The 21,852-nt window shown below is 57.8% G+C and carries 20 protein-coding genes and 1 pseudogene; 3 read left to right on the top strand and 18 right to left on the bottom strand.

Annotation, left to right across the window (positions count from 1 at the left end):
- Positions 1 to 51: 51 nt before the first annotated feature.
- The 12 genes from ACYZT8_RS23705 to ACYZT8_RS23650 form a co-directional block, all read right to left on the bottom strand.
- Positions 52 to 786, bottom strand: a complete 735-nt coding sequence (locus ACYZT8_RS23705; RefSeq protein ID WP_461976397.1) for an amino acid ABC transporter ATP-binding protein — start codon at positions 784 to 786, stop codon at positions 52 to 54.
- Entirely contained in the window at positions 783 to 1,454 is a 672-nt protein-coding gene (locus ACYZT8_RS23700; RefSeq protein ID WP_461976395.1) for an amino acid ABC transporter permease, read from the bottom strand. Before ACYZT8_RS23700 ends, ACYZT8_RS23705 begins: the two co-directional genes overlap by 4 nt.
- The gene (locus tag ACYZT8_RS23695; protein WP_461955493.1) at positions 1,454 to 2,200 is read right to left on the bottom strand and encodes an amino acid ABC transporter permease; all 747 of its coding nucleotides are present in this window, start codon (positions 2,198 to 2,200) and stop codon (positions 1,454 to 1,456) included. The genes ACYZT8_RS23700 and ACYZT8_RS23695 overlap by 1 nt, the downstream gene beginning before the upstream one ends.
- Positions 2,201 to 2,392: 192 nt before the next feature.
- Positions 2,393 to 3,307 (bottom strand): glutamate/aspartate ABC transporter substrate-binding protein, encoded by a 915-nt coding sequence (locus ACYZT8_RS23690; RefSeq protein ID WP_461976393.1) that lies wholly within the window; start codon positions 3,305 to 3,307, stop codon positions 2,393 to 2,395.
- A 266-nt stretch (positions 3,308 to 3,573) separates the two neighbouring features.
- Entirely contained in the window at positions 3,574 to 4,842 is a 1,269-nt protein-coding gene (gene mtr / locus ACYZT8_RS23685; RefSeq protein WP_461976391.1) for a tryptophan permease, read from the bottom strand.
- A gap of 108 nt (positions 4,843 to 4,950) precedes the next feature.
- Positions 4,951 to 6,288, bottom strand: a complete 1,338-nt coding sequence (locus ACYZT8_RS23680; protein WP_461976389.1) for an amidase family protein — start codon at positions 6,286 to 6,288, stop codon at positions 4,951 to 4,953.
- A gap of 43 nt (positions 6,289 to 6,331) precedes the next feature.
- Positions 6,332 to 8,041 (bottom strand): NAD(P)/FAD-dependent oxidoreductase, encoded by a 1,710-nt coding sequence (locus tag ACYZT8_RS23675; protein ID WP_461976387.1) that lies wholly within the window; start codon positions 8,039 to 8,041, stop codon positions 6,332 to 6,334.
- A 17-nt stretch (positions 8,042 to 8,058) separates the two neighbouring features.
- Positions 8,059 to 8,544, bottom strand: a complete 486-nt coding sequence (locus tag ACYZT8_RS23670; protein WP_461976385.1) for an aromatic-ring-hydroxylating dioxygenase subunit beta — start codon at positions 8,542 to 8,544, stop codon at positions 8,059 to 8,061.
- Positions 8,522 to 9,826, bottom strand: a complete 1,305-nt coding sequence (locus ACYZT8_RS23665; RefSeq protein ID WP_461976383.1) for a Rieske 2Fe-2S domain-containing protein — start codon at positions 9,824 to 9,826, stop codon at positions 8,522 to 8,524. The genes ACYZT8_RS23670 and ACYZT8_RS23665 overlap by 23 nt, the downstream gene beginning before the upstream one ends.
- Before the next feature lie 13 nt (positions 9,827 to 9,839).
- Positions 9,840 to 10,787: a flavin reductase family protein gene (locus ACYZT8_RS23660; protein ID WP_461976381.1), complete on the bottom strand. Its 948-nt coding sequence runs from the start codon at positions 10,785 to 10,787 to the stop codon at positions 9,840 to 9,842.
- 7 nt (positions 10,788 to 10,794) lie between these two features.
- The gene (locus tag ACYZT8_RS23655) at positions 10,795 to 11,205 is read right to left on the bottom strand and encodes a DUF4440 domain-containing protein (protein WP_461976379.1); all 411 of its coding nucleotides are present in this window, start codon (positions 11,203 to 11,205) and stop codon (positions 10,795 to 10,797) included.
- Complete coding sequence (locus ACYZT8_RS23650) at positions 11,186 to 12,553, bottom strand: MFS transporter (protein WP_461976377.1); 1,368 nt, start codon at positions 12,551 to 12,553, stop codon at positions 11,186 to 11,188. The genes ACYZT8_RS23655 and ACYZT8_RS23650 overlap by 20 nt, the downstream gene beginning before the upstream one ends.
- 105 nt (positions 12,554 to 12,658) lie before the next feature.
- Between ACYZT8_RS23650 and ACYZT8_RS23645 the strand changes: the two genes are divergently transcribed.
- Entirely contained in the window at positions 12,659 to 13,546 is an 888-nt protein-coding gene (locus ACYZT8_RS23645) for a LysR family transcriptional regulator (RefSeq protein WP_461982597.1), read from the top strand.
- Between the two features lie 62 nt (positions 13,547 to 13,608).
- On the opposite strand, the gene glpD is transcribed toward ACYZT8_RS23645, so the two are convergent.
- The 4 genes from glpD to ACYZT8_RS23625 all read right to left on the bottom strand — a co-directional run bounded on the left by glpD (position 13,609) and on the right by ACYZT8_RS23625 (position 18,716).
- Positions 13,609 to 15,147: a glycerol-3-phosphate dehydrogenase gene (gene glpD, locus ACYZT8_RS23640; protein WP_461976375.1), complete on the bottom strand. Its 1,539-nt coding sequence runs from the start codon at positions 15,145 to 15,147 to the stop codon at positions 13,609 to 13,611.
- A 297-nt stretch (positions 15,148 to 15,444) separates the two neighbouring features.
- Positions 15,445 to 16,200, bottom strand: coding sequence for a DeoR/GlpR family transcriptional regulator (locus tag ACYZT8_RS23635; RefSeq protein WP_007916700.1), 756 nt, complete (start codon positions 16,198 to 16,200; stop codon positions 15,445 to 15,447).
- Positions 16,201 to 16,283: 83 nt separating this feature from the next.
- A complete protein-coding gene (gene glpK / locus ACYZT8_RS23630) occupies positions 16,284 to 17,789 on the bottom strand; it encodes a glycerol kinase GlpK (protein ID WP_008009318.1) in 1,506 nt (501 codons plus the stop codon).
- Between the two features lie 75 nt (positions 17,790 to 17,864).
- Positions 17,865 to 18,716 (bottom strand): MIP/aquaporin family protein, encoded by an 852-nt coding sequence (locus tag ACYZT8_RS23625; RefSeq protein WP_461976372.1) that lies wholly within the window; start codon positions 18,714 to 18,716, stop codon positions 17,865 to 17,867.
- Positions 18,717 to 19,086: 370 nt separating this feature from the next.
- Between ACYZT8_RS23625 and ybaK the strand changes: the two genes are divergently transcribed.
- Together ybaK and ACYZT8_RS23615 are read left to right on the top strand one after the other, a co-directional pair.
- Positions 19,087 to 19,557, top strand: a complete 471-nt coding sequence (ybaK, locus tag ACYZT8_RS23620) for a Cys-tRNA(Pro) deacylase (protein ID WP_461976370.1) — start codon at positions 19,087 to 19,089, stop codon at positions 19,555 to 19,557.
- A 10-nt stretch (positions 19,558 to 19,567) separates the two neighbouring features.
- A pseudogene (locus ACYZT8_RS23615) lies at positions 19,568 to 19,700 on the top strand (isomerase); the annotation flags it as partial.
- 114 nt (positions 19,701 to 19,814) lie between these two features.
- On the opposite strand, the gene ACYZT8_RS23610 reads toward ACYZT8_RS23615, so the two are convergent.
- Positions 19,815 to 20,924, bottom strand: a complete 1,110-nt coding sequence (locus ACYZT8_RS23610) for an ABC transporter ATP-binding protein (protein WP_461976368.1) — start codon at positions 20,922 to 20,924, stop codon at positions 19,815 to 19,817.
- Positions 20,921 to 21,841 (bottom strand): ornithine carbamoyltransferase, encoded by a 921-nt coding sequence (gene argF / locus ACYZT8_RS23605; protein WP_461976367.1) that lies wholly within the window; start codon positions 21,839 to 21,841, stop codon positions 20,921 to 20,923. Before argF ends, ACYZT8_RS23610 begins: the two co-directional genes overlap by 4 nt.
- Positions 21,842 to 21,852: the final 11 nt, after the last annotated feature.

The following is a 21,852-nucleotide window of genomic DNA, read 5'->3' as shown; positions in this document are numbered from 1 at the left end:
TTATAGTTGATCGCCAGCAAGCCGGCTCCTACAAGGGGAGCGGTGTTTTTCTTAGTGCTGCAGAATCTTGTTAAGGAAATGCTGTGTACGTTCGGCGCGGAGGCTGATGTCGCCGAAGAACTCTTCTTTCTTGCAGTCTTCGATGATTTTGCCCTGGTCCATGAAGATCACGCGATCCGCCACTTTGCGGGCGAAGCCCATTTCGTGGGTCACGCACATCATGGTCATGCCTTCGTGGGCCAGTTGCACCATCACGTCGAGCACTTCGTTGACCATTTCAGGGTCCAGCGCCGAGGTCGGTTCGTCGAACAGCATGACGATCGGGTCCATCGCCAGCGCCCGGGCAATTGCCACACGCTGTTGCTGGCCACCGGAGAGCTGGCCCGGGTGCTTGTGGGCATGAGCCGAGAGGCCGACGCGCTCAAGCAGTTGCAGGCCTTTCTTGGTGGCTTCTTCCTTGCTGCGGCCGAGCACCTTGATCTGCGCGATGGTCAGGTTTTCGGTGATGGTCAGGTGCGGGAACAGTTCGAAATGCTGGAACACCATGCCGACGCGCGAGCGCAGTTTCGGCAGATTGGTCTTCGGGTCGGCGATGGACGTGCCATCGACCACCACGTCGCCTTTCTGGAACGGTTCCAGGGCGTTGACGCATTTGATCAGGGTGGATTTGCCGGAGCCGGACGGCCCGCACACCACGATCACTTCGCCTTTTTTGACCTCGGTGCTGCAGTCAGTCAGTACCTGGAAGTCGCCATACCACTTGTTGACATTCTTGATAGAGATCATACGGCAAACCTTTTTTGCAGACGCTTGACCAGCAGCGAGGCGGCAAAGCTGATTGTGAAGTACGTGAGACCCGCGAAGATCAGGAACTCATTGGAGCGACCGATGATGTCGCCACTGGCACGCGAGGCATTGAGGAAGTCCACCAGGCCGACCGCATAGACCAGCGAGGTGTCCTGGAACAGGATGATGCTCTGTTGCAGCAGCAGCGGGGTCATCTTGCGGAACGCTTGCGGCAGGATGATCAAACGCATCATCTGGCCGTACGTCATGCCCAGTGCCTGGGCAGCACCCATCTGGCCCTTGGGGATCGACTGCACGCCGGCCCGGACGATTTCGCAGAAGTACGCCGCTTCGAACATCATGAAGGCCACGATGCAGGAGGCGAACGCGCCGATCGGGGTGTCTTCGCCGGTGATCCAGCGCAGCACGAACGGTACCGCCAGGTAGAACCAGGTGATGACCAGCAGCAACGGGATCGAACGGAAGTAGTTAACGTAGGCGCCGGCAATGTTCGACAGCACCTTGCTGTGGGACAGGCGCATCAGCGCCAGGATTGTGCCGAGGATGATCCCGCCGACGACGCCCAGCGCCATCAGTTGCAGGGTCATGACCATGCCGTTCCACAAACCCGGCAGGGACGGGATGATGCCCGAGAAGTCGAATTCCATCATTTACCCCCTACGGAGATCAGGCCCGGTACGGCAACTTTCTTCTCGACCATGCGCATCAGCAGCATCAGGCTCATGTTCAGGGTGAAGTAGATCAGCGTCGCCAGGGTGAAAGCTTCAAACAGGTTCGCGGAGAACTCGGCGGTCTGTTTGGTCTGTGCGAGCAATTCCATCAGGCCGATCAGCGAGGCGACGGAGGTGTTCTTGAACACGTTCAAGAATTCCGAGGTAAGCGGCGGAATGATGATGCGATAGGCCTGGGGCAGCAGCACGTTCCAGTAGATCTGTGGCAGCTTGAAGCCCATGGCGCGAGCGGCAGCTTCCTGGCCTTTGGGCAGCGCCTGGATGCCGGTGCGCACTTGTTCGCAAACGCGGGCGGTGGTGAACAGGCCCAGGCAGACAACAACGCTGAGGAACGCCGAGGTGGTCGGGTTCAGGTCCTGTTTGTACCAGTCCTGCAGGTTTTGCGGCAGCAGATCGGGTACCAGGAAGTACCAGATGAACAGCTGCACCAGCAGCGGTACGTTACGAAACAGTTCGACGTAGCAGGTCGCGATGCCCGACACGATGCGATTCGGTACGGTGCGCATGACGCCCAGAATCGAGCCCAGCGTCAAGGCGATGATCCAGGCCACGATGGCGATGGCAATGGTCCAGCCCAAACCGGTGAGGTACCAGTCGAGGTAAATCTCGCTGCCCACGCCGGTGGACTTGAAGAACACGCCCCAGTCCCAGTTGTAATTCATTAGGGTCTCCCCTCAGATCGATCGATGTACAAGTGCCCGCCTGGGGAAGCTCCGTTCCCGCCCAACCATAGTAGTCAGGCACACACGAGCGGCTCGACAGCCACCGGTTCGAGTGTTTCCAAAAATGCCAGCAGGGAGTGACAACCTCCTGAAAGAGCAGTAGCCCTCTCAGGAGGTAAGGTTAGTCAGAAATCAGGATTTCTTGTCGTCAGCCGCTTTATCGGTCGGGCTGGCGATCAGTTTCTTGAGCTCGTCGCTCATCGGGAAGTTCAGGTTCAGGCCTTTTGGCGGGATTGGCGACATGAACCATTTTTCGTAGATCTTGTTGATCTCGCCCGAAGCGTAGGTGGCCTTGATGGCGTCATCCACAGCCTTTTTGAACGGCTCGTCGCCCTTACGCACCATGCAGCCATAGATTTCGTAGGACTGTGGAGTACCGGTCACGGCCCAGTCATCCGCCTTCTTGGCTTTGGCTGCTTCACCGGCCAGCAGGGCGTCGTCCATCATGAACGCGACGGCACGGCCCGATTCCAGCATCTGGAAGGATTCGCCGTGGTCTTTGGCGGAGATGACGTTCATGCCCATCTGCTTGTCGGCATTCATCGACTTGAGGATGCGCTCCGACGTGGTGCCCGCGGTGGTCACGACGTTCTTGCCTTTCAGGTCGTCGAAGTCCTTGTACGCGGAGTCTTTCTTGGAGAGAAGACGCGTACCGATTTCGAAGATACCGACGGAGAAATCAACTTGTTGCTGACGTTCTACGTTGTTGGTGGTGGAGCCGCACTCGACGTCCACGGTGCCGTTCTGCACCAGCGGGATACGGGTTTGCGAGGTGACCAGGTTGTATTTGACCTGGAGGTTCGGCATGTCCAGGTCTTTCTTGATGGCTTCGACGATTTTCAGCTGGATATCGTGGGAGTAGCCGACCGGTTTGCCGGAAGCGTCCGCGATATAGGAAAACGGAATGGAAGCGTCACGATGCCCGAGGGTGATGGTGCCGGACTCTTTGATCTTCTTCAGTGTGCCGGTGAGCTCGGCAGCGAAAACTGGAGTGCTAATCAGAGCGGCAGCAATGGCTGCGCCCAGGATATGGGGAACGATGCGCATCAAATTTTCCTCGACATTGTTTTTTTTATGGAGCCAGTTCATCGGCCCTTTTGTGCTTCGAATGCCTGACGGCTCCTGAAGTGGGGTGCAACAGGCATTCGTCCAAGAGTGTAGAGCATGACTCGTGCCAGGCCAGGCGATATAGATTAAGTTATTGATTTATAAGGGTATTAAATATTTGTGGCGTTAATTTTCGCGCAGGATAATCCGGTTAACCGAATCGACCGGCAAGTCGCGTTCGGAAAACCGAATGGTGTTCGAGACCGCTAACGCCACACCGGCAACAAACCCAGTGAAAACAGCACATGGGAAATCGCGCTGATCATGCCGAAAAACAACACCAGGGCAATCATGGGCTGGCCTCCCCAGACGCGATACCGCTGGCTGCCAAAGCGTTTGCGTGATGCGCGGGCCAGCAATGCCGGGGTAATGACGGCCCAGAGGGTCGCCGCCAGACCGGCGAAACCGATGGCATGAATAAACCCTTCGGGCCACAACAGTCCACAGAGCATGGGTGGTAAGAAGGTGGTGGCTGCGGTTTTCAGGCGACCTCGCGAGCTGTCGTCAAACCCCAGCACATCGGCCAGATAATCGAAGAGCCCCAGGGTCACGCCGAGAAAGGAGCAGGCAACGGCGAAGTTGGAAAAAAGGCTGAGGAATACGTCGATTTTCGCGCTGTTGAGCATCGTCCCCAACGCGCTGATCAGCACGTCGATATTGCCGCCACGCTGAGCGATGTCTTTGAACCCGTCCCGGGGAATGTTGCCCATGCTGCAAACCATCCAGACGACGTACAGCCCAAGCGCGATGAGGGTGCCGCTGACCAGGCAGGCACGGATACGCTGCGGGTCTTTGCCGAAGTGTTTCATCAGGCTGGGAACGTTGCCGTGAAAACCGAAGGAGGTCAGGCAGAAGGGCAGGGTCATCAGCAGGTAAGGAAGGTAGTGGCTATCCGTGGCGTTTCGATTGAGCAGTGTCGCCGGTTGCACGTGATCGAGCAGCCCGCCGAAGGTCAGGAAGAACGCGATGATCTTTGCACCGAAGATCACTGTGGTCACCCGGCTCACCGCTGCCGTGCTCAGCCACACGATGAGCGCGACCGTCAGGGTGAAATACAAGCCCCCGGCGCGTGCCGACAGATTCACTCCCAATGATTGGGCGCTGTGATGAATCACCGAACCGCTGGCCGAGATGTAAGCGTAGGTCAGCGTGTACAGGACAAAGACGATGCTCAAGCCGTTCAACACATTCCAGCGACGACCCAGCAGGTCTTTGGTGATCGTTGAAAAACTGGCACCGGGGCGATAGTTAAGGTTGGCCTCAAGAATCATCAGTCCGGAATGCAAGGTGCAGAACCAGGCAAACAACAAGACCGCGACGGAGCCATAAAACCACAGGCCGGACATGACGACCGGTAGCGAGAACATGCCGGCGCCGACGATGGTGCCACCGATCATCATGGCGCCGCCGAGCACCGAGGGCGACCGTTCGAGTGCGACGGGGGGAGTGGAAGTGGACGTAGAAGTGCTGCGCATGGCAAGGCCTGCATCTGAATTATTAGAGGGCTGTTCTTTCGGCGGGCCAAGAGGCAGGCGCGCGTGAGAAAGGATCAGCGCCATTCAGTGAATGGCGCCGACAGCGCGTTAGCGCATGGCCAGCAAGCGTGATAACTGACGGGCTCTTTCCAACAGCAGACTGTCCTGCCCGGGCAACGCGTCGAACGAGAGACCCACCGGCAGCGAGTGTTTTTCCGCTACCGGAAGGGTGACACTGGGGGCCGCAAGGTTGCTCGCCGGGTCAGTGTTGCGCACGAAGGTCTCGAAGTTGCTTTCTGCCTCGCACTCCGTGAGTAACGGTGCCGTGCAACTGACGGTGGGGTAGGCAATCACATCCAGTTGATGGGCGTTGAACAGACGGTTGTATTCACGACCCAGCTGCAGTTTGCTCATCAATGCCTGTACATAGTCGGTGTACGAAATCGCCGGGCTCTCGAGTTGCGCCGTCAGTATTTTCTTGATGCCCGGGTCCTGGATCTGCGCCAGGATGCTGAGGAATTGGTCGCCCCAGCCTTCTTTCATCAAGAAGCGCGGGAAGTCGATAAAGAACTCATAAATCGGCAATGGGAACTGAATGCTCTCATTGATTTCCCCGATCAACAGGTCATCGATCGGAACCAGCTCCACGCCCCGATCTGCCAACAACTCGATAGCCGCAAAGCAATCGCGTCGGACTTTTTCGTCGAGGTCGGCCCAGAAGAATTTTTCCGGTATGCCCACCCGTAGCGGTCTGTTGTCGTCCGGGGGCGCGGGGTGGTTCCCGGTCAGGTGACGGTGGATGTACTGACAGTCTTGCAGTGTGCGGGTCAATAGCCCCGGCGTGTCCTTGGTCTGGGAGACGGGCACGATGCCGTCCACCGGGTAACACCCCGTGGTGGGACGAAACCCGACGATCCCGCAGAACGCCGCGGGTATGCGCACCGACCCGCCGGTGTCGGTACCCACGGCGCAGGGCACCAGACCGGCGGCCACGGCTGCGGCACATCCGCCGCTGCTACCGCCCGCGCTGTAGCGTTCGTCGGCCGGGTTGACCACGGCGCCGTGGGTTTGATTGGCCGACGTCACCCCGAACGACAGTTCATGCATGTTGTTTTTACCAACGACCCTCGCGCCCAGGGTCTTGAAACGCTCGACAATCCCGGCATCGGACAACGGGTAGTAAGCGGCCAGGCCTGGCGTTCCTGCGGTGGTCGGCATGCCGCTGACATTGATGTTGTCCTTGAAGGAAACGGGAATGCCATACAGGCCAGCGTCTCGGTCGGCGCCCGGGGCGCCTTCGAACGCCGCCGGGACGAAGGTGATGAAGCTGTTCAGGTGTTGATGATCAAGCTGTTTGTCGCGCAGGGATTGGTGCCAGGTGTCCAGGCAGTGGCGACCACTGCGAAATCCGCTGACAAGTTCTTCAATTGAAAGCTGGCTGTACATAAAACGGTCTCGGCGATAGAGAGGGAGGCTTGCGATGAAGGCATCAGCAATAACGGTATTGAGCGTGCAGTCCGTCCAGCGGATTGTCGGCAATCAAGTCGCCACCCAGACTGCTGATCACCGCACAGGCACCGTTGAGCGCTGTTTGAATGGCGCCTTCCGCCCAGCCACCGGTGAAAGAGCAGCCGCACCCGGCGAGGTACAATCCCGTGTCCTGTTGTGGATCGAGGGCTGTTTTGAATTGGTAGAACAAGCGCTCCGAGTAGATATCGTCACCCGGAAAGTTGAGTTTGAAGGCCCCCAGCGAATGCTTGTCGGTCAGCCAGTCATACTCCAGGACATAGCGCTGGTAGTTGCCATTGAGCGGTAGAAGGTGGCTGGCAAACTCAGGTGCGCTCATGGCCAGTTCATCGACAAGGCGCAAGCAGCGTTGAACTTTGTCGGTCATTGAAACCATCTTGTGGGAGTCGTCTTCCCAGGTGTAACTGATCAATACCACGCCCCAGGACTCGGGGTCCTGCGGTGCGTAATCGAGGCAATACACGCCCTTCACCAAGGTGTCTGTCTGAATGTTTTGTGGCAGACCGTGTTTCAACCAGAACTTGTCTTTGGTCAGGATGAACAGCTTGGACGAACCGACCATGTGGGTTTCGTTGATCGCCCGGGCCACGTCACGATTCACGAAGGCCTGGTTCTGCGTGAGCTTCATGTTCACTTGCAGCGCCCGGGTGGTGGTCGTGGTAATCACCCGGTCGCAGGCATAGGTTTCGCCATTGCTGCCGGCCAGCAGGATTTCACCGTTTTTGCCCTTGTTGATGGACTCGATGCGGGTGCGGCAGATTCGGTCGCGCAGGGGCATGCCGTTGAATGACGTATCGGCAATCAACTCCGACAGCGATGAGATGCCCATCGGCACCAGCCGTTGATTGACTTCGAGGCCATTGACCACGAGCCGCAGAATCTCGGTAAAGGAGGCGCGGTATACCGATTGGAAACCGCCCGAGCCAATCCCCAGCGAACCGAATAGATGAAAATCTTCGGGTTTGCGCCACGGTTGTCCACCGGGCGGGTTGCTGCCGGTGAAAATCTGCACCATGGCCGAATAGAACGAGCTGTCGCCGAAGTAATCCAGATAGCGCTGCCATTCCGGCTGCACTTCCGCGTAGTTGTGTTGCTTGAGTAACTCGGTCAGTAATAACGGTGGCGCCAGGCAGGTGCCGTCATCGAAGGTCACGCCCTCTTTCAAAAACGCACTCCAGCCCCGATGGACCGTGCTGAAAATGGCCGGTGGCGGTTGCATGGCCGCCCAGTGATGAGTCTCGCCGCGGTAGTGGATTTCGGTGTCCACGACACCGGGGTCAGGAAACGCTTCGGTGGTTTCGATGCCGAAACGGTTCAGGTAGTGAAACAACCCGACCTCGCTGGGAGGAAAGCGCATCGCGCCCATTTCGGCGATGAATTGCGGGTGGTCATCGTCAAAGCGCTGGGTCAGCAAGCGACCGCCCAAGTGTTCTTCGGCGGCCTCGAACAGCGTGACTCGCTGGGCACCGGCACGGAGCAGTTCGTAGGCGGCGACCAGCCCGGTCAGCCCGGCGCCGACGATGCCAATGTGTTTGCTGGCCACTTCGGGTGGCAAGTAACCAATTGCATCGATGGCATTGCGCAAAAACTGGCCGTAGTCGTACAGCAAGTCGACATACGGAAAAGAACAGGGAAATGTGGCTTCGTCGAAGCCGTTACTCATTACGTTCACGTGGGGTTCTCGATAAATCAGATGATTAACTGCAGGCTTTCAATCGCTCGGGAGGGATTGAGCAGAAGTACTTTTTTGCCTTGGATTTTCCAGGTGCCTTCGACGTTAATCAGTTGATGCTCGACGGTGACCGGGTAATGCCATTCGCTGTCCCCTCGGGCTTCGCAATAGAGCATGTTGGTGCTGCTCGATGCGCTCATTTCGTTGTCTTCCATGCGGATCGACGAACACTGGGCAATATGCAAACTGCGACTCTTGGGCTGTTGCGAGTAGTTACGCGCGTTGGCCAATCGGTTGATGCGCAACGTGGTCAGAAACCGGTCTTCATACAGCAGAGAGGACTCATGAAGAGGACTGGTCTGTTCTCGTCTCAACGGTATCCAGTAGGTGTATTCGGGGGTTAGCAGTTGTTGCCAGGCACTGAAGTCTTGTTGGTCCAACAGATGGATTTCGCTGGCGATCAACTGTTCGATGGCGTGTTTATTGTTCTGATCGAGTTGCATGGTTATCCCGCATCAAGTGCTGCCAGCTGTTGTAAAAGTTGCGCATCGCCATTTCGCTGGTGCCCGAAACCACTTGGGTCCGCTCATAGGATTCGTTCGATTCAAAGAGTCGCGCCACGTTGACCCACTCGTTGGAATCACTGCGTAGCCCTTGCGTTGCCCGCTCGTACATTTCCACATCGTCGTGGGCAACCATCGAGCAGGGGGAATTGATCAGGTTGTTGTACTGGACGGTTCGTTCCAGCAACTGGATGGGGGCGCCCACCAATTCAAAGATCCACGACTCGACCACCGTCTCCTCGGCGCTGATCGGCTTGATCACCCGTAACGTCTGGATCGGTCCCTTGACCATCAGGTTGGGGAAATAGACGGTGTTGTGTCGGGTGTCTTCGAGAATCTCGGTGGCCTGGCGTTCGCCATAGCTCTGGACCATCAAGTCCCAATAGCCCGGAATATCGGCATAGGCTTTATGGATTGAGTTGCTGACGCCGGTATGCCCATGGCCGTTGGGCCAGATGCGAATACCCATGTTGGCGAAGAACTCGTAGGACGCCATGAACGGTGAAAACAGCTCGACCGCCATGGGCGAAGGGCTGGTCTGGTCGCTCGTTTCCTTCCACAAGCGAATCGCTTCGCCCGCCGAGGACTCATGGGCAATCATCGGGTGACAGGTGTCGGTCTGGTTATCGACAACCATTTTCCAGTTGCAGCGATGGCGGTGCAGGAGCGGCTGGCCAACGACGCGCAACTGGCCCAGGGGCGAGCGCAGCACCATGTTGTCCAGCGTCGATAACGACTCGCCGAAAAAGGTGTTGAAGTCGATGCCTTCCGCCTGGAGGCGGACAAACACAAAACCGCGATAATTCTCCACCGCCGCGACGGCTTGCATGCCTTTGTGGGCGGAGCAGGCGCTGAGGTCGCAATCGTCGTATTCCTTTTTCACTGGAATACTCAACAGTTCGCCATCGGTCTTGAATGTCCACGCATGGTAAGGGCAGCGGATAAACCGACCGACATTGCCGCGAGGCTCGGCCAGCACTTTTACGCCTTTGTGCGGGCAGCGGTTATGCAGAACAACTATCTCGCCATTTTTTTGCCGGACCATTGCCAAGGGTTGCTGTGCAATGTCGGTGGTGAAAAAGTCGCCGGGCTGTGGGATCAGGCTGTCGTGCCCCACGTAACACCAGCTGGCGGCGAAGACGCTGTGTTGTTCCTGGTCGAAGAGCTGTTGATCAAGGAAGAGCGATTTATGCACTTCTCTGCCGTTGAAGTAATTGTCCAAACGGTGTTCCTCGTTAGATCGCCAGCTTCAGGCGTTGGCTTTTGGCCCGGGAGACGCAGGGATAAATCCTTGCGCTACAGGCAGCTTCTTTTTCGCTCATGATGAAATCGCGATGGTCGACTTCACCCTCAAGGACCTCCAGCGCGCAGACACCGCACTCACCGCGCCGGCAGTCGTAGAGCGGATCCAGGCCGGCAGCCTCCAGCGCCTCCAGCAAGGTTTGGTCTTGATTGACGTTGACGCTGATACCCGACTCGACGGCATCAATCACAAAGGCTGACGCATCGTCTTCCCGAACCACGTTGAAGATTTCGAAGTGGATGCGCTCGCGCGCCAGGCCATTGGCCTCGGCATGGCAAAACACGTCGTTGAGCATCTCCTGTGGACCGCAGACGTAGAGCCGGTCGTGTGGTGCCAGATCTGCCAGCACCTGGCTGACAGAGGGGCGACCATCGGGCTGGCCAGAGAAGTGCAAGTGCAGGCGTTCCTGCAACAGTGCCTGCATGGGCAAGGCATAGGCCGCGTCGTCGTCGCTCCTGGCGAAGTAGTGCAGGTGTGCGCTTCGATTCAATGACGTCAGGTGAAGAAGGATCCCGGTCAGTGGCGTAATACCGATGCCGCCGGCAATCGCAATGTCCCTGCCGAGGCCTTCAATGAGCGGGAAGGTGAACGTATTGAACGGGCCATCGAGCTGCACCGTGTCGTTGACTGCCAGCGAACGAATGTAGCGACTGCTGGCCGAGTCGGCCGAGAGCCGGATGGCAAAGACGACGCTGCCATGCGGCGTCATGCGGTCCGCCAGTTGTACCGCCGAGTAGTGCCGCCATTCATTCAGTTCGGGGATGAACCATTTGAAATGCGCGCCCGCGTCCAGCGCTGCACACCCTGGTGTTTGCGGGCTGACGGTGATTTCTTTGATAGAGGCCGAGAGCATTCGGCAATCAGTGATTGTGTAGTTCATACGAAAATCAGCTTTCCTGGCTTAGCGGCGTTTCATGCAGGTAGATCCATTGGGCGTTGTGGTGATGCAGGCCAATGATCGCCACCGAAATCCGTGAGCTTTCGCGCTGGTCGAGGCGATGGGTTTCCTTGTAGCGGATCGCCACGCTGGCGCCTTCTTGCCACACCGTCTGCAGGTCGCTGATGACGATTTCCAGGCCAGGTTTGGCGCCGACCGCGCCCTTGAACATCTGTTCGACCGTCGCGCGGCTGACGATGGCGGCCGAGGTGGTGACCATGGTGAAGTGTTCGGCGAATGCCGACATCAGCGGTTCGAGCGCGGCCTGCCCCTTACCGTTGGCATCGGTGAACAGGGTGTGGATCAGCTCGTGCACGTGATGAATGCTGTGGTGCGCCTGTTCAACTATTTTGTTGTGCATGACAGTCCTTTTGAGTGTTCAACTGACTCAGTTGAAAGAGTGGGAACAGGCCCACCAGCGCGGCAATGGCGAACGTCACGTGGTAGGCCTGGGTGGTATCGAAATGCTTCAGGAGCAGGTTGAAAACCATCAGGAAGAGGGCGGCGCCGATGCTGAATGACATCTGTCGGTTGATGTTCCAGATGACACTGGCCTTGTGGGTTTCACCGCCCTCGAAGTCCATCAATGACGTGGTTTGTGCTGTGTTGGCTCCGATGCCGCCGCCGATCCCCATCAAGCTGTAGGCGATGACAATCACCAGAAGATCTGAGGGATTGTTCACCAGTAGCAGGGTGGCGATGCCGGCGCTGTGCAACAGCATGCCGAGGGCAAACAGGCGCTTTGCGCCCATCCGGTTGTAGACCCGGCCACAGATCAGCATCGCGATGAACGCGCCGATGGCGTAGAGGATCATGAACATCCCTGTCAGGCGGGCGCTGAAGTGCAGGGTGTTTTGCAGGAAGAAGATGCTCATCAAGTTGACCCCCGTGAACACACCGGGTATCGCGTAATAGATAAAGATGGAGGTGCTGAGTTTTTTACTTTTGAGCAGGCTCAGTTCAATGATCGGGTTTTTGCAGGTGCGGTAATGCAGCCCGTACAGCACGACGAAAGCAACGCCGGCCATGACGAAGAGGGCGGCCACCCATGCCGGAGCGTCGCCGCCGTACAACGACATACCCATCAGCAGGCTGCCGAGTGCCGCGCTGACCAGCAGCAAGCCCTTGATGTCGGGCCGGGGCAAACTCGTTGGCCGCGCTTCATTGATCCAGAACCAGGACAGCAATGCCGCGATCAGCGAGAACGGGATGTTGCTGTAGAACACCCAGCGCCAGGAGCTGCTGTCGACGATGACACCGCCGATGGTCGGTGAAATAGCGGGGGCTATCAGGGCAACGGCCATGACCAAAGTGGATATTTTCGCCCGCTGCTCACCCTTGAACAGGTTGAACGTCAGCGCTTGGCCGACTGGAATCAACAGGCCACCGCCAATCCCCTGGACGAAGCGCCAGATCACCAGCTCGTTGAAACTGTTGGCCAGCCCGCACATCCACACGGAGCCTGTGAACACGAGCATCGAGGCGGTGAGGATTTCCCGGCTGCCAAAACGACCGGCCAGCCAGGTGCTGACCGGAATGATCAGCGTCAGCCCCAGAATATAAGCATTGGCCACCCAGGCAACGTCTGAAGTACTTACGTGTAGCGCCGCCGATATACTCGGTAATGCGACCGCCGACATAAAGATGTTAATGCAGTCTATAAAAAAGCCGATCAGGAATATCAGTGCAACTTTGTAGCGATAGGTCATGGTGTTTCCCCTTTGCCGCAAAGCATAGGGGCGGTGGACTTGAACTGTCGATACGACTATCCTTGAAACAATGTTTGACAGGATTTAACAGTGAGCCATATTGCTATGCACACTCATCTTAATCGGGTCCAGACATTTCTGGCTGTGGTTGATTTTGGTTCTTACACCAAGGCGGCCAATTACCTGAGCATCAGCAAAGCCATGGCCAGCCTGCATGTCAAGGCGCTGGAGGACGTGCTGTCAGCGACGCTGTTGATTAGAAATACCCGAAATATATCCCTAACCGAAATCGGTCAGGATTTTTATGAAGAATTCAAAGGTATTGTCGCGGATATCGATAACGCCTTTGATAATGTATTAAAAGGGCATAACCGAGTCTCCGGAAAGTTGCGCTTCAGTTCCACCAGTGAATACGGAGAGGCTTATATTCTGCCGTTGATACCACAATTCATAGAACGCTACCCGGAGATAAAACTCTGTTATAACTTTAACTCGTCACTCAATGACCTGGTGGCGGAAAAGTTAGACCTGGTTATCCGTTTAGGCAACTTGGCGGACTCGGCATTCAAGAGCCGTAAACTGGCGGATTATGAAATTGTCCTGGTGGCTACCGAGGCGTTTCTTGCGCGTCACCCGGTGCAAAGTCCTCAGGACCTGAATTCGCTGCCGTGGATTGCCAACAGCAACTTGCAGGCACCGACCCAGTGGAGGTTGCGCCATCCACAATTGGGGACTGTCGAGATTAACGGGATCAATCAATATGAATCCAACTCTTCCACGGCCATCCGCTCCATGACGTTGTCGTCGCTAGGCGTCTCAGTGCTGCCCGCGTGGGTGGTCAAGGATGACATCGCCAGCGAGCGGCTGATCCGCCTGTTGCCCGACTATTCGCTGCCCTCGCAGTCCGTCAACGTGGTGTTCCCCAACAGTCCGCATCTGCCCCACAAATCGCGGGCGTTCATTGATTTCCTGCTGTTGCATCTGGCGCAATGAGCCCCTGCAAAAAAGCCCCTGAATCGTGAGATTCAGGGGCTTTCGTTCAAGCGGATCGGCGATCAGGCCGCTTCGATCTTGCTGCGGTTCTGCTCGACCTTGCTCAGGTAATCCGCCAGTTTCTGCTGTTCGGCAGTGGTGGTGAACAAACCCAGCTTGCTGCGACGCCACAGAATGTCATGCGCGGTGGTCGCCCACTCTTCGCTGCACAGGTAGTCGACTTCGCGGGTGTAGAGACCGCCGCCGATGTGTTCGCCCAGGTCGCTGAGGTTCTGCACGCCTTCCATCATGCGCCAGGTGCGGCTGCCATAAGTGGTCGCCCAGCGGCGTGAAATTTCAGTCGGGACCCAGTCGTACTTGTCGCGAATCAGCGAGCTCAACGCCTGCGGGGTGGTCATGTCTTCGCCGCCTGGCAGTGTCGCGCTGACGGTCCAGGTTGGCTTGATGTGCGTGAAGTACGGCGCCAGTTGTGCCAGTGCCGACTCGGCCAGTTTGCGGTAGGTGGTCAGCTTGCCGCCGAACACCGACAACAACGGCGCTTCTTCGCCAGTGCCCGATAGCGCCAGGGTGTAGTCGCGGGTGACGGCCGACGGGTTGTCGGATTCGTCGTTGCACAGCGGACGAACGCCGGAATAGCTGTGCAGGATATCGTCGCGGCTGATCTGCTTCTTGAAGTGGGCGTTGACCACTTTGAGCAGGTAATCGGTTTCACCTTCGGTGATCGCTACTTTTGCCGGATCACCGGTGTATTCGCGGTCGGTGGTGCCGATCAGGGTGAAGTGGTTCAGGTACGGAATGGTGAACACGATGCGCTGATCTTCGTTTTGCAGAATGTGCGCGTTTTCGCCATCGTACAGTTTCGGCACGATCAGGTGGCTGCCCTGGATCAGACGGATGCCGTACGGCGATTCCATCTTCAGGTCATCGCGGATGAACTTGGCAACCCACGGGCCGGCGGCGTTTACCAGGGCCTTGGCGCGAATCGAAAACAGGCTGCCATCGGCGCGTTCCAGGTGCAGATGCCACAGGCCCTGGGTGCGACGGGCGCTGACGCAACGGGTCTGGGTGTGAACGTGGGCGCCTTTCTCGCGGGCGGCCATGGCGTTCAGCACCACCAGGCGCGCATCGTCGACCCAGCAATCGGAGTATTCGAAGCCTTTGGTGATTTCGCTTTTCAGCGGGCTGGCCGGACCGAACTTCAGGCTTTTCGAACCTTCGAGTTTTTCCCGCTTGCCGAGGTTGTCATACAGGAACAGGCCGGCGCGAATCATCCAGGCCGGACGCAGGTGCGGACGGTGCGGCAACACGAAGCGCATTTGCTTGACGATGTGTGGCGCCTTGGCCAACAGCACTTCGCGTTCGGCGAGGGCTTCGCGCACCAGGCGGAATTCGTAATGTTCGAGGTAGCGCAGGCCCCCGTGGATCAGCTTGCTGCTGGCCGACGAGGTGTGGCTGGCCAGGTCATCCTTTTCGCAAAGGAACACCGAAAGACCGCGGCCGGCGGCATCCGCTGCGATCCCCACGCCATTGATCCCGCCACCGATGACGGCGATGTCGTAGACCTCAGCGAGAGGGGGCGTAGGCAAGGTAGAAGTGGGCATCGGCTGGCCTCGGGCTCTTTTGATTTTCTGTATTGGAATACGAACATTAATGTTCATTTGCGAAAATAGTAGCCCATTAAACCGCCCACAGCCAGTCAACTTCGATTGAAAATACTGATCGAAGGGCCGCGAAAGGAAAATTTACGAACATTTAAAGGCGCGATAGAGCGCAAAAGGTGTATTGCTTGAATGATCGCCATCGCGGGCAAGCCCGCTCCCACAGGGTTTGCACATAACCTGTGGGAGCGGGCTTGCCCGCGATGGCGTCGGTACTGACGACTAAGATGCGAGGGGAGGTTAAACGACTTCCAGTCGAATCTTGTGCTGACTCAACAACTGCGCCAACGCCGGCACAGGCTGCTGATCGGTGACCAGGCAATCAATCAGGCTGATCGGCCCCAGGCGAATCATGGCGTTGCGCCCGAATTTGCTGGAGTCAGCCGCCAGAATCACCTGCCGAGCATTGGCGATGATCGCCTGTGATACCCGCACTTCCTGATAATCGAAGTCCAGCAAGCTGCCGTCTTCATCAATACCGCTGATGCCGACCAGGGCAAAGTCGACCTTGAACTGGTTAATGAAGTCGACACTCGCCTGGCCGACCACACCGCCGTCGCGCCGCACATTGCCACCGGTCAGCAGAACGTCGAAGTCGTCCTTGGCGCTGAGCATCGAGGCCACGTGCAGGTTGTTGGTGATGATTTTCAGGTGATTGTGGTTGAGCAGCGCCCGGGCGATCGATTCGGTGGTGGTGCCGATATTAATGAACAGCGAGGCGTGATCCGGGATCTGCGCCGCAATGGCTTCACCGATACGCTGCTTTTCATCGCGCATCTGGTCGGCGCGCATGGCGTAAGCGGTGTTTTCGACACTGGAATCGTAGGCCGCGCCGCCATGGTAGCGACGCAACAAATTGGCTTCCGCGAGCTGATTGATATCGCGGCGGATGGTCTGCGGTGTAACGACGAACAGCGTGGCCATTTCCTCGATGCTGACGTAGCCGCGTTCGCGAACCAGTTCGAGGATTTGCTGCTGACGGGGAGGCAGATTCATGGGGCTTCCTTTGGCTGCCGTGCAAAATTTGCCCATGATGCCGCAGGAATCCGCTCCCTACCAGTTACAACCCTGCTGTTAGCTTATTCAGCGCCTTCATGCGGTTCCCAGTCGCGGGTGCGGCTGACGGCTTTTTTCCAGCCGGCGTAGAGTTTTTCCTTGGCGGTTTCGTCCAGGGTCGGTTCGAATTCGCGTTCGATCACCGCCTTGCCGCGCAACTCATCCAGGCTGCCCCAGAAGCCGCACGCCAGGCCGGCCAGGTAAGCCGCGCCCAATGCGGTGGTTTCGCGCATTTGCGGACGCTCGACCTGGGTACCGAGGATGTCGGCCTGGAACTGCATCAGGAAGTTGTTCGCGACCGCGCCGCCGTCCACGCGCAGGGATTTCAAGCGTTCGCCGGAATCCTGTTGCATGGCGTCCAGAACGTCACGGGTCTGGTAGGCGATCGACTCCAGCGCTGCACGAATAATGTGATCCACGCGTACGCCGCGGGTCAGGCCGAACAGGGCGCCACGGGCATACGGGTCCCAGTACGGTGCGCCGAGACCGGTAAAGGCTGGCACCAGGTACACGCCGTTGCTGTCCTTGACCTTGTTGGCGAAGTATTCGGTGTCGTGGGCGTCGTTGATGATCTTCAGTTCGTCACGCAGCCACTGAACGGTCGAACCACCGTTGAATACCGCGCCTTCCAGCGCGTAAGCCACTTCGCCACGCGGGCCGCAAGCGATGGTGGTGAGCATGCCGTGCTTGGACTTCACGGCTTTGTCGCCGGTGTTCATCAGCAGGAAACAGCCGGTGCCGTAGGTGTTTTTCGCCTGGCCAGGCTCGACGCACATCTGGCCGAAGAGAGCCGCTTGCTGGTCGCCGGCGATACCGCCGATGGCGATGCCGCTTTTGGTATGGCCATAGATTTCGGACGAGGACTTAACTTCCGGCAGCATCTCGCGCGGAATATCCAGCACCTCCAGCATCTTCGCGTCCCACTCAAGCGTGTGGATGTTGAAGAGCATGGTGCGCGAGGCGTTGGTGTAGTCGGTAACGTGAACCTTGCCGCCGGTAAATTTCCAGATCAGCCAGCTGTCGACGGTGCCGAACAGCAGTTCGCCTTTGCGTGCACGCTCGCGGCTGCCTTCGACGTTGTCGAGGATCCACTTGAGTTTGGTGCCGGAGAAGTACGGGTCGGTGACCAGGCCAGTGGTGTCGCTGATGTATTGCTCGTGGCCATCGCGCTTGAGCTGCTGGCAGATCTCGGTGCTGCGGCGGCACTGCCAGACGATCGCGTTATAGATCGGGCGGCCGGTGGTCTTGTCCCAGACCACGGTGGTTTCGCGCTGATTGGTGATGCCGATGGCCGCGACCTGGTCGTGATGCAGGCCGGCTTGCGCCAGGGCCTCGACCATCACGGCGCTTTGGGTGGCGAAGATTTCCATCGGGTCGTGTTCGACCCAACCGGCTTGCGGGTAATGCTGGGCGAATTCGCGCTGGGCGGTGCAGACCACGTTCGCGTCACGATCAAAAATGATCGCGCGGGAGCTGGTCGTACCCTGATCGAGGGCAATGATGTAGTTCTTATTCTGAATGTCGGTCATGTCGATTGCCTTGGACGAAAAAAGGGAGAGAGGTCCGGCGCGCGATCTTATGGGCAGGATCACGCGCCTACGGTATCAAGAAGTTCTTGGTTTGCCGTCAATGGCCGGTGTTGCGTCCTTTGTAGCAGCTGTGGCGTTGGGCAGATGACGGGCAATCAGCCCGCGATACGCGGCAGCGCCGAGGCAGGCACCGACAATCGGTGCAAAAATCGGAATCAGGAAATACGGGATATCACGGCCGCCAGTGAGGGAAATTTCACCCCAGCCTGTGAAAAAAGTCATCAGCTTCGGACCGAAATCACGCGCCGGGTTCATCGCAAAACCGGTCAGCGGGCCCATCGAGCTGCCAATCACTGCTATCAGCAGGCCGATCAGCAACGGTGCCAGAGGCCCCTTTGGCAGACCATTGTTGTCGTCGGTCAGGGACATGATCACGCTCATCAGGATAGCGGTGATGATCACTTCAACCAGGAAAGCCTGGGCGGTGGAGAGGGCCGGGTTGGGGAAGGTGGAGAACACCGACGCCAGTTCGAGGCTGGCCTGGGTGCCACGAACCATATGGTGAGTTTGTTCGAAATCGAAGAATAAATTGCTGTACAGCGTGTAGACCAAAAATGCCCCACAGAACGCGCCGGCAATTTGAGCGAGGATATAAAACGGCAGTTTGCGCTTTTCGAAGTCGGCAAAAATGCTCAGGGCAATGCTCACGGCAGGATTGAGGTGAGCCCCGGAAACCCCGGCGGTCAGGTAGATCGCCATGCTCACGCCGACGCCCCAGATGATGCTGATTTCCCACAAGCCAAAGCTGGCACCCGCGACCTTGAGCGCAGCAACGCAACCGGTGCCGAAAAAGATAAGCAGTGCAGTGCCCAGAAACTCGGCCATGCATTGGCTTGAGAGCGACGGTTGTTGTAAAGCAGTTGTCATTGAAAACCTCGTTTTTGTTGTTGTCTGGCGCTTCTTTCATCATGGCCAAAGCGCGTTTTCCACCGAGGCAGAATCCCCATTCTGCTCTCGGCCTGCTGCTGGGTGCTACGATGACACATTCGTACAGTATTCAGATTCGAAAAAATATAGACAAGAAACGCCGCTGTCAAAGGTCGAAAGTGAACCGTCAGTCACATTTCAACTATTAGTCACGTGAATGATCGTATCGTTCACGCAGCAGCCTCAACCTGGACGAACGGCGCAAGGCGCTGCCAAGCCTTTGAAACAGTGACGTAATAGAGCCTTTTGCCGATCAATGTCCTAGAATCCAGCGCAGGATTTTTCTACTGCCGCCCAGTCTGGAGCTGCCATGACCCCCGCATTGGATTTGTTGAAAAAAGTTCGAGCCGAACATCGCGTGCACAGTTATGAACATGATCCGAAGGCTGCGTCCTATGGGCTGGAGGCTGCAGAGAAACTGGGACTGGACCCGGCGCAAGTGTTCAAGACCCTGCTGGCAGCCAGTGAGAAAGGTGAATTGCTGGTGGCGGTGGTGCCGGTCGTCGGAAGTCTGGACTTGAAGCATCTGGCTCACGCTGCGGGCGTGAAAAAAGTCGAAATGGCCGATCCTGCCGCTGCGCAACGCGCGACGGGTTACCTGTTGGGCGGTATCAGTCCGTTGGGGCAGAAAAAGCGTTTGCGCACCTTCATCGACAATTCGGCACAGCCCTTTGCCAGCATTTTTGTCAGTGCCGGTCGGCGCGGTCTGGAAGTTGAATTGGCGCCGGCCGTGTTAGCCGAACACACTCAGGCAAAGTTTGCCGACATAGGTCGCAGTTGAATCTGGCAGGGGTAAGTTGAGCCTCAACGCTTGTGAGTGCTCGAGGCGAGGCGGGGGAGTTGTTCTGCCGGCTGGAAGGGGATTGGGTGACGATTGGTGGGAATACGACGTTGGTGGCGAGTGGAATCCTCATCCTCGGTTAACCACAAAATCCAATGTGGGAGAGAGCTTGCTCGCGATAGCGGTGTATCAGTCAGCATCATCGTTGACTGACACGCACCCATCGCGAGCAAGCTCCCACATTTAGTCTTTATGCTTCAGCTGGCGGTGCTGTAGCGGCGGACACCGGACTCTACTACCGGAATCTGCGCCGCCGTGCTGCCCGACGCCTGGAATAACACAAGGTGTTCAGCCTCGACGCGAATACCGACCTCGGCACCGACTTGATGATCAGCATGGCTCGGGAAAATCGACTCCAGTTGTGCACCGGTTGGCATCTGCAAACGGTACAACGTGGACGCACCCTGGAAAGACTTGCCGACAATCCGCGCCTTCAAACTACTGTCGGGTGCGTAAACGATATCGTCCGGGCGCAATAACACGTCCACCGCGCTGCCAGTCGGCCAGGTATAAGCACGATTGCCGCGCAGTTCACCCAACTCGGTCAGCACCGACTCCGGGCTGCTCAACTGGCCACGAATGAAATAACCCTGGCCAATGAAACTGGCCACAAACGGCGTCAGCGGTTCGTGATACAGGTTGTAGGGCGTGTCCCACTGCTCCAGCCGACCTTCCTTGAACACCCCCACGTGATCGCTCACTGCGAAGGCTTCTTCCTGGTCGTGGGTCACCAGAATAGCGCTGGTGCCGCGGGCCTTGAGAATATCGCGCACCTCATGGCTGAGTTTGCGCCGCAGTTCGCCATCGAGGTTGGAGAACGGTTCGTCGAGCAACAGCAATTGCGGTTCCGGTGCCAGTGCGCGGGCGAGTGCGACACGCTGTTGCTGGCCACCGGACAACTCATGCGGGAAGCGCTTACCCAGGTTTTTCAGGTTGACCAGTTCCAGTAGTTCTTCGGTGACGCGATCCTTTTGTGGATGCTTGCGGATTCCGAAGGCGATGTTTTCGGCCACGCTCAAATGTGGAAACAGCGCGTAGTCCTGGAACACCATGCCGATCCGGCGTTTCTCCGGGGCGAGGGTAAAACCGGCGCGGGAGATGGTCTCGCCCGCCAGCGTGATTTCACCTTCGTGCACCGGTTCGAAACCGGCAATCGCCCGTAACGTAGTGGTCTTGCCGCAACCTGAAGACCCTAGCAGGCAACCGATATCGCCGGCATTCAAATGCAGGTTGAGGTTCTGCACGACTCGCTGGTCCTGATAGCCGCAGGCGAGGTTGCGCAGGTTAAGCAGTAGTGGATGGCTCATGCGTGGTGGTACGAAGGCGGGACGAGAAACTCGAGCAGGGCCTTTTGTGCGTGAAGACGGTTTTCCGCTTGATCCCAGGCCACAGAGCGCTTGTCATCGAGCACGTCGAGGCTGATTTCCTCACCCCGGTGGGCTGGCAGGCAGTGCATGAACAGCACATCCTCGGCAGCCAGGTCGAGCAGGGCGCGAGTCACCTGGTACGGTGCGAACAGCTTCAGGCGCTTGGCGGTTTCTTCTTCCTGGCCCATGGACGTCCAGACGTCGGTGCTCACCAGATGAGCGCCACGCACGGCCTCCTTCGGATCGCGAACGATAGTCACGCGATCACCGGCCGTGGCCACGAATTGCGGGTTGGGTTCAAAACCTTCAGGGCAGGCAATGCGCAACTGGAAGTCGAACTGGATCGCCGCTTCTATATAGCTGTTGCACATGTTGTTGCCGTCGCCGATCCAGGCCACGGTCTTGCCCTGAATCGGGCCGCGATGTTCGAGGAAGGTCTGCATATCGGCGAGCAATTGGCACGGGTGCAGATCATCGGACAGGCCGTTGATCAGCGGGACGCGCGAATTGGCGGCGAATTCGGTCAATGTGCTGTGGGAAAACGTACGAATCATCACCGCATCGAGCATGCTCGACATGACAATGGCGGCGTCGCCGATCGGTTCGCCACGGCCCAGCTGAGTGTCGCGCGGCGACAGGAAGATCGCCTGACCGCCGAGCTGGATCATGCCGGCTTCGAACGAGATCCGGGTACGGGTCGAGGACTTCTCGAAAATCATCCCGAGCACGCGGTTTTTCAGAGGCTCGAACAGTACGCCGCGGTTACGCAGGTCCTTGAGCTCAACGCCTCGACGGATCACGCTGACCAGCTCTTCGGGCGTGCAATCCATCAGGGAGAGAAAGTGCCTTGCGCTCATCATTGACTACC

Source organism: Pseudomonas sp. LB3P93, from assembly GCF_054898025.1.
The sequence above is the reverse complement of the archived record's forward strand: the minus strand, read 5'-3'. Positions and strand labels throughout refer to the sequence as shown.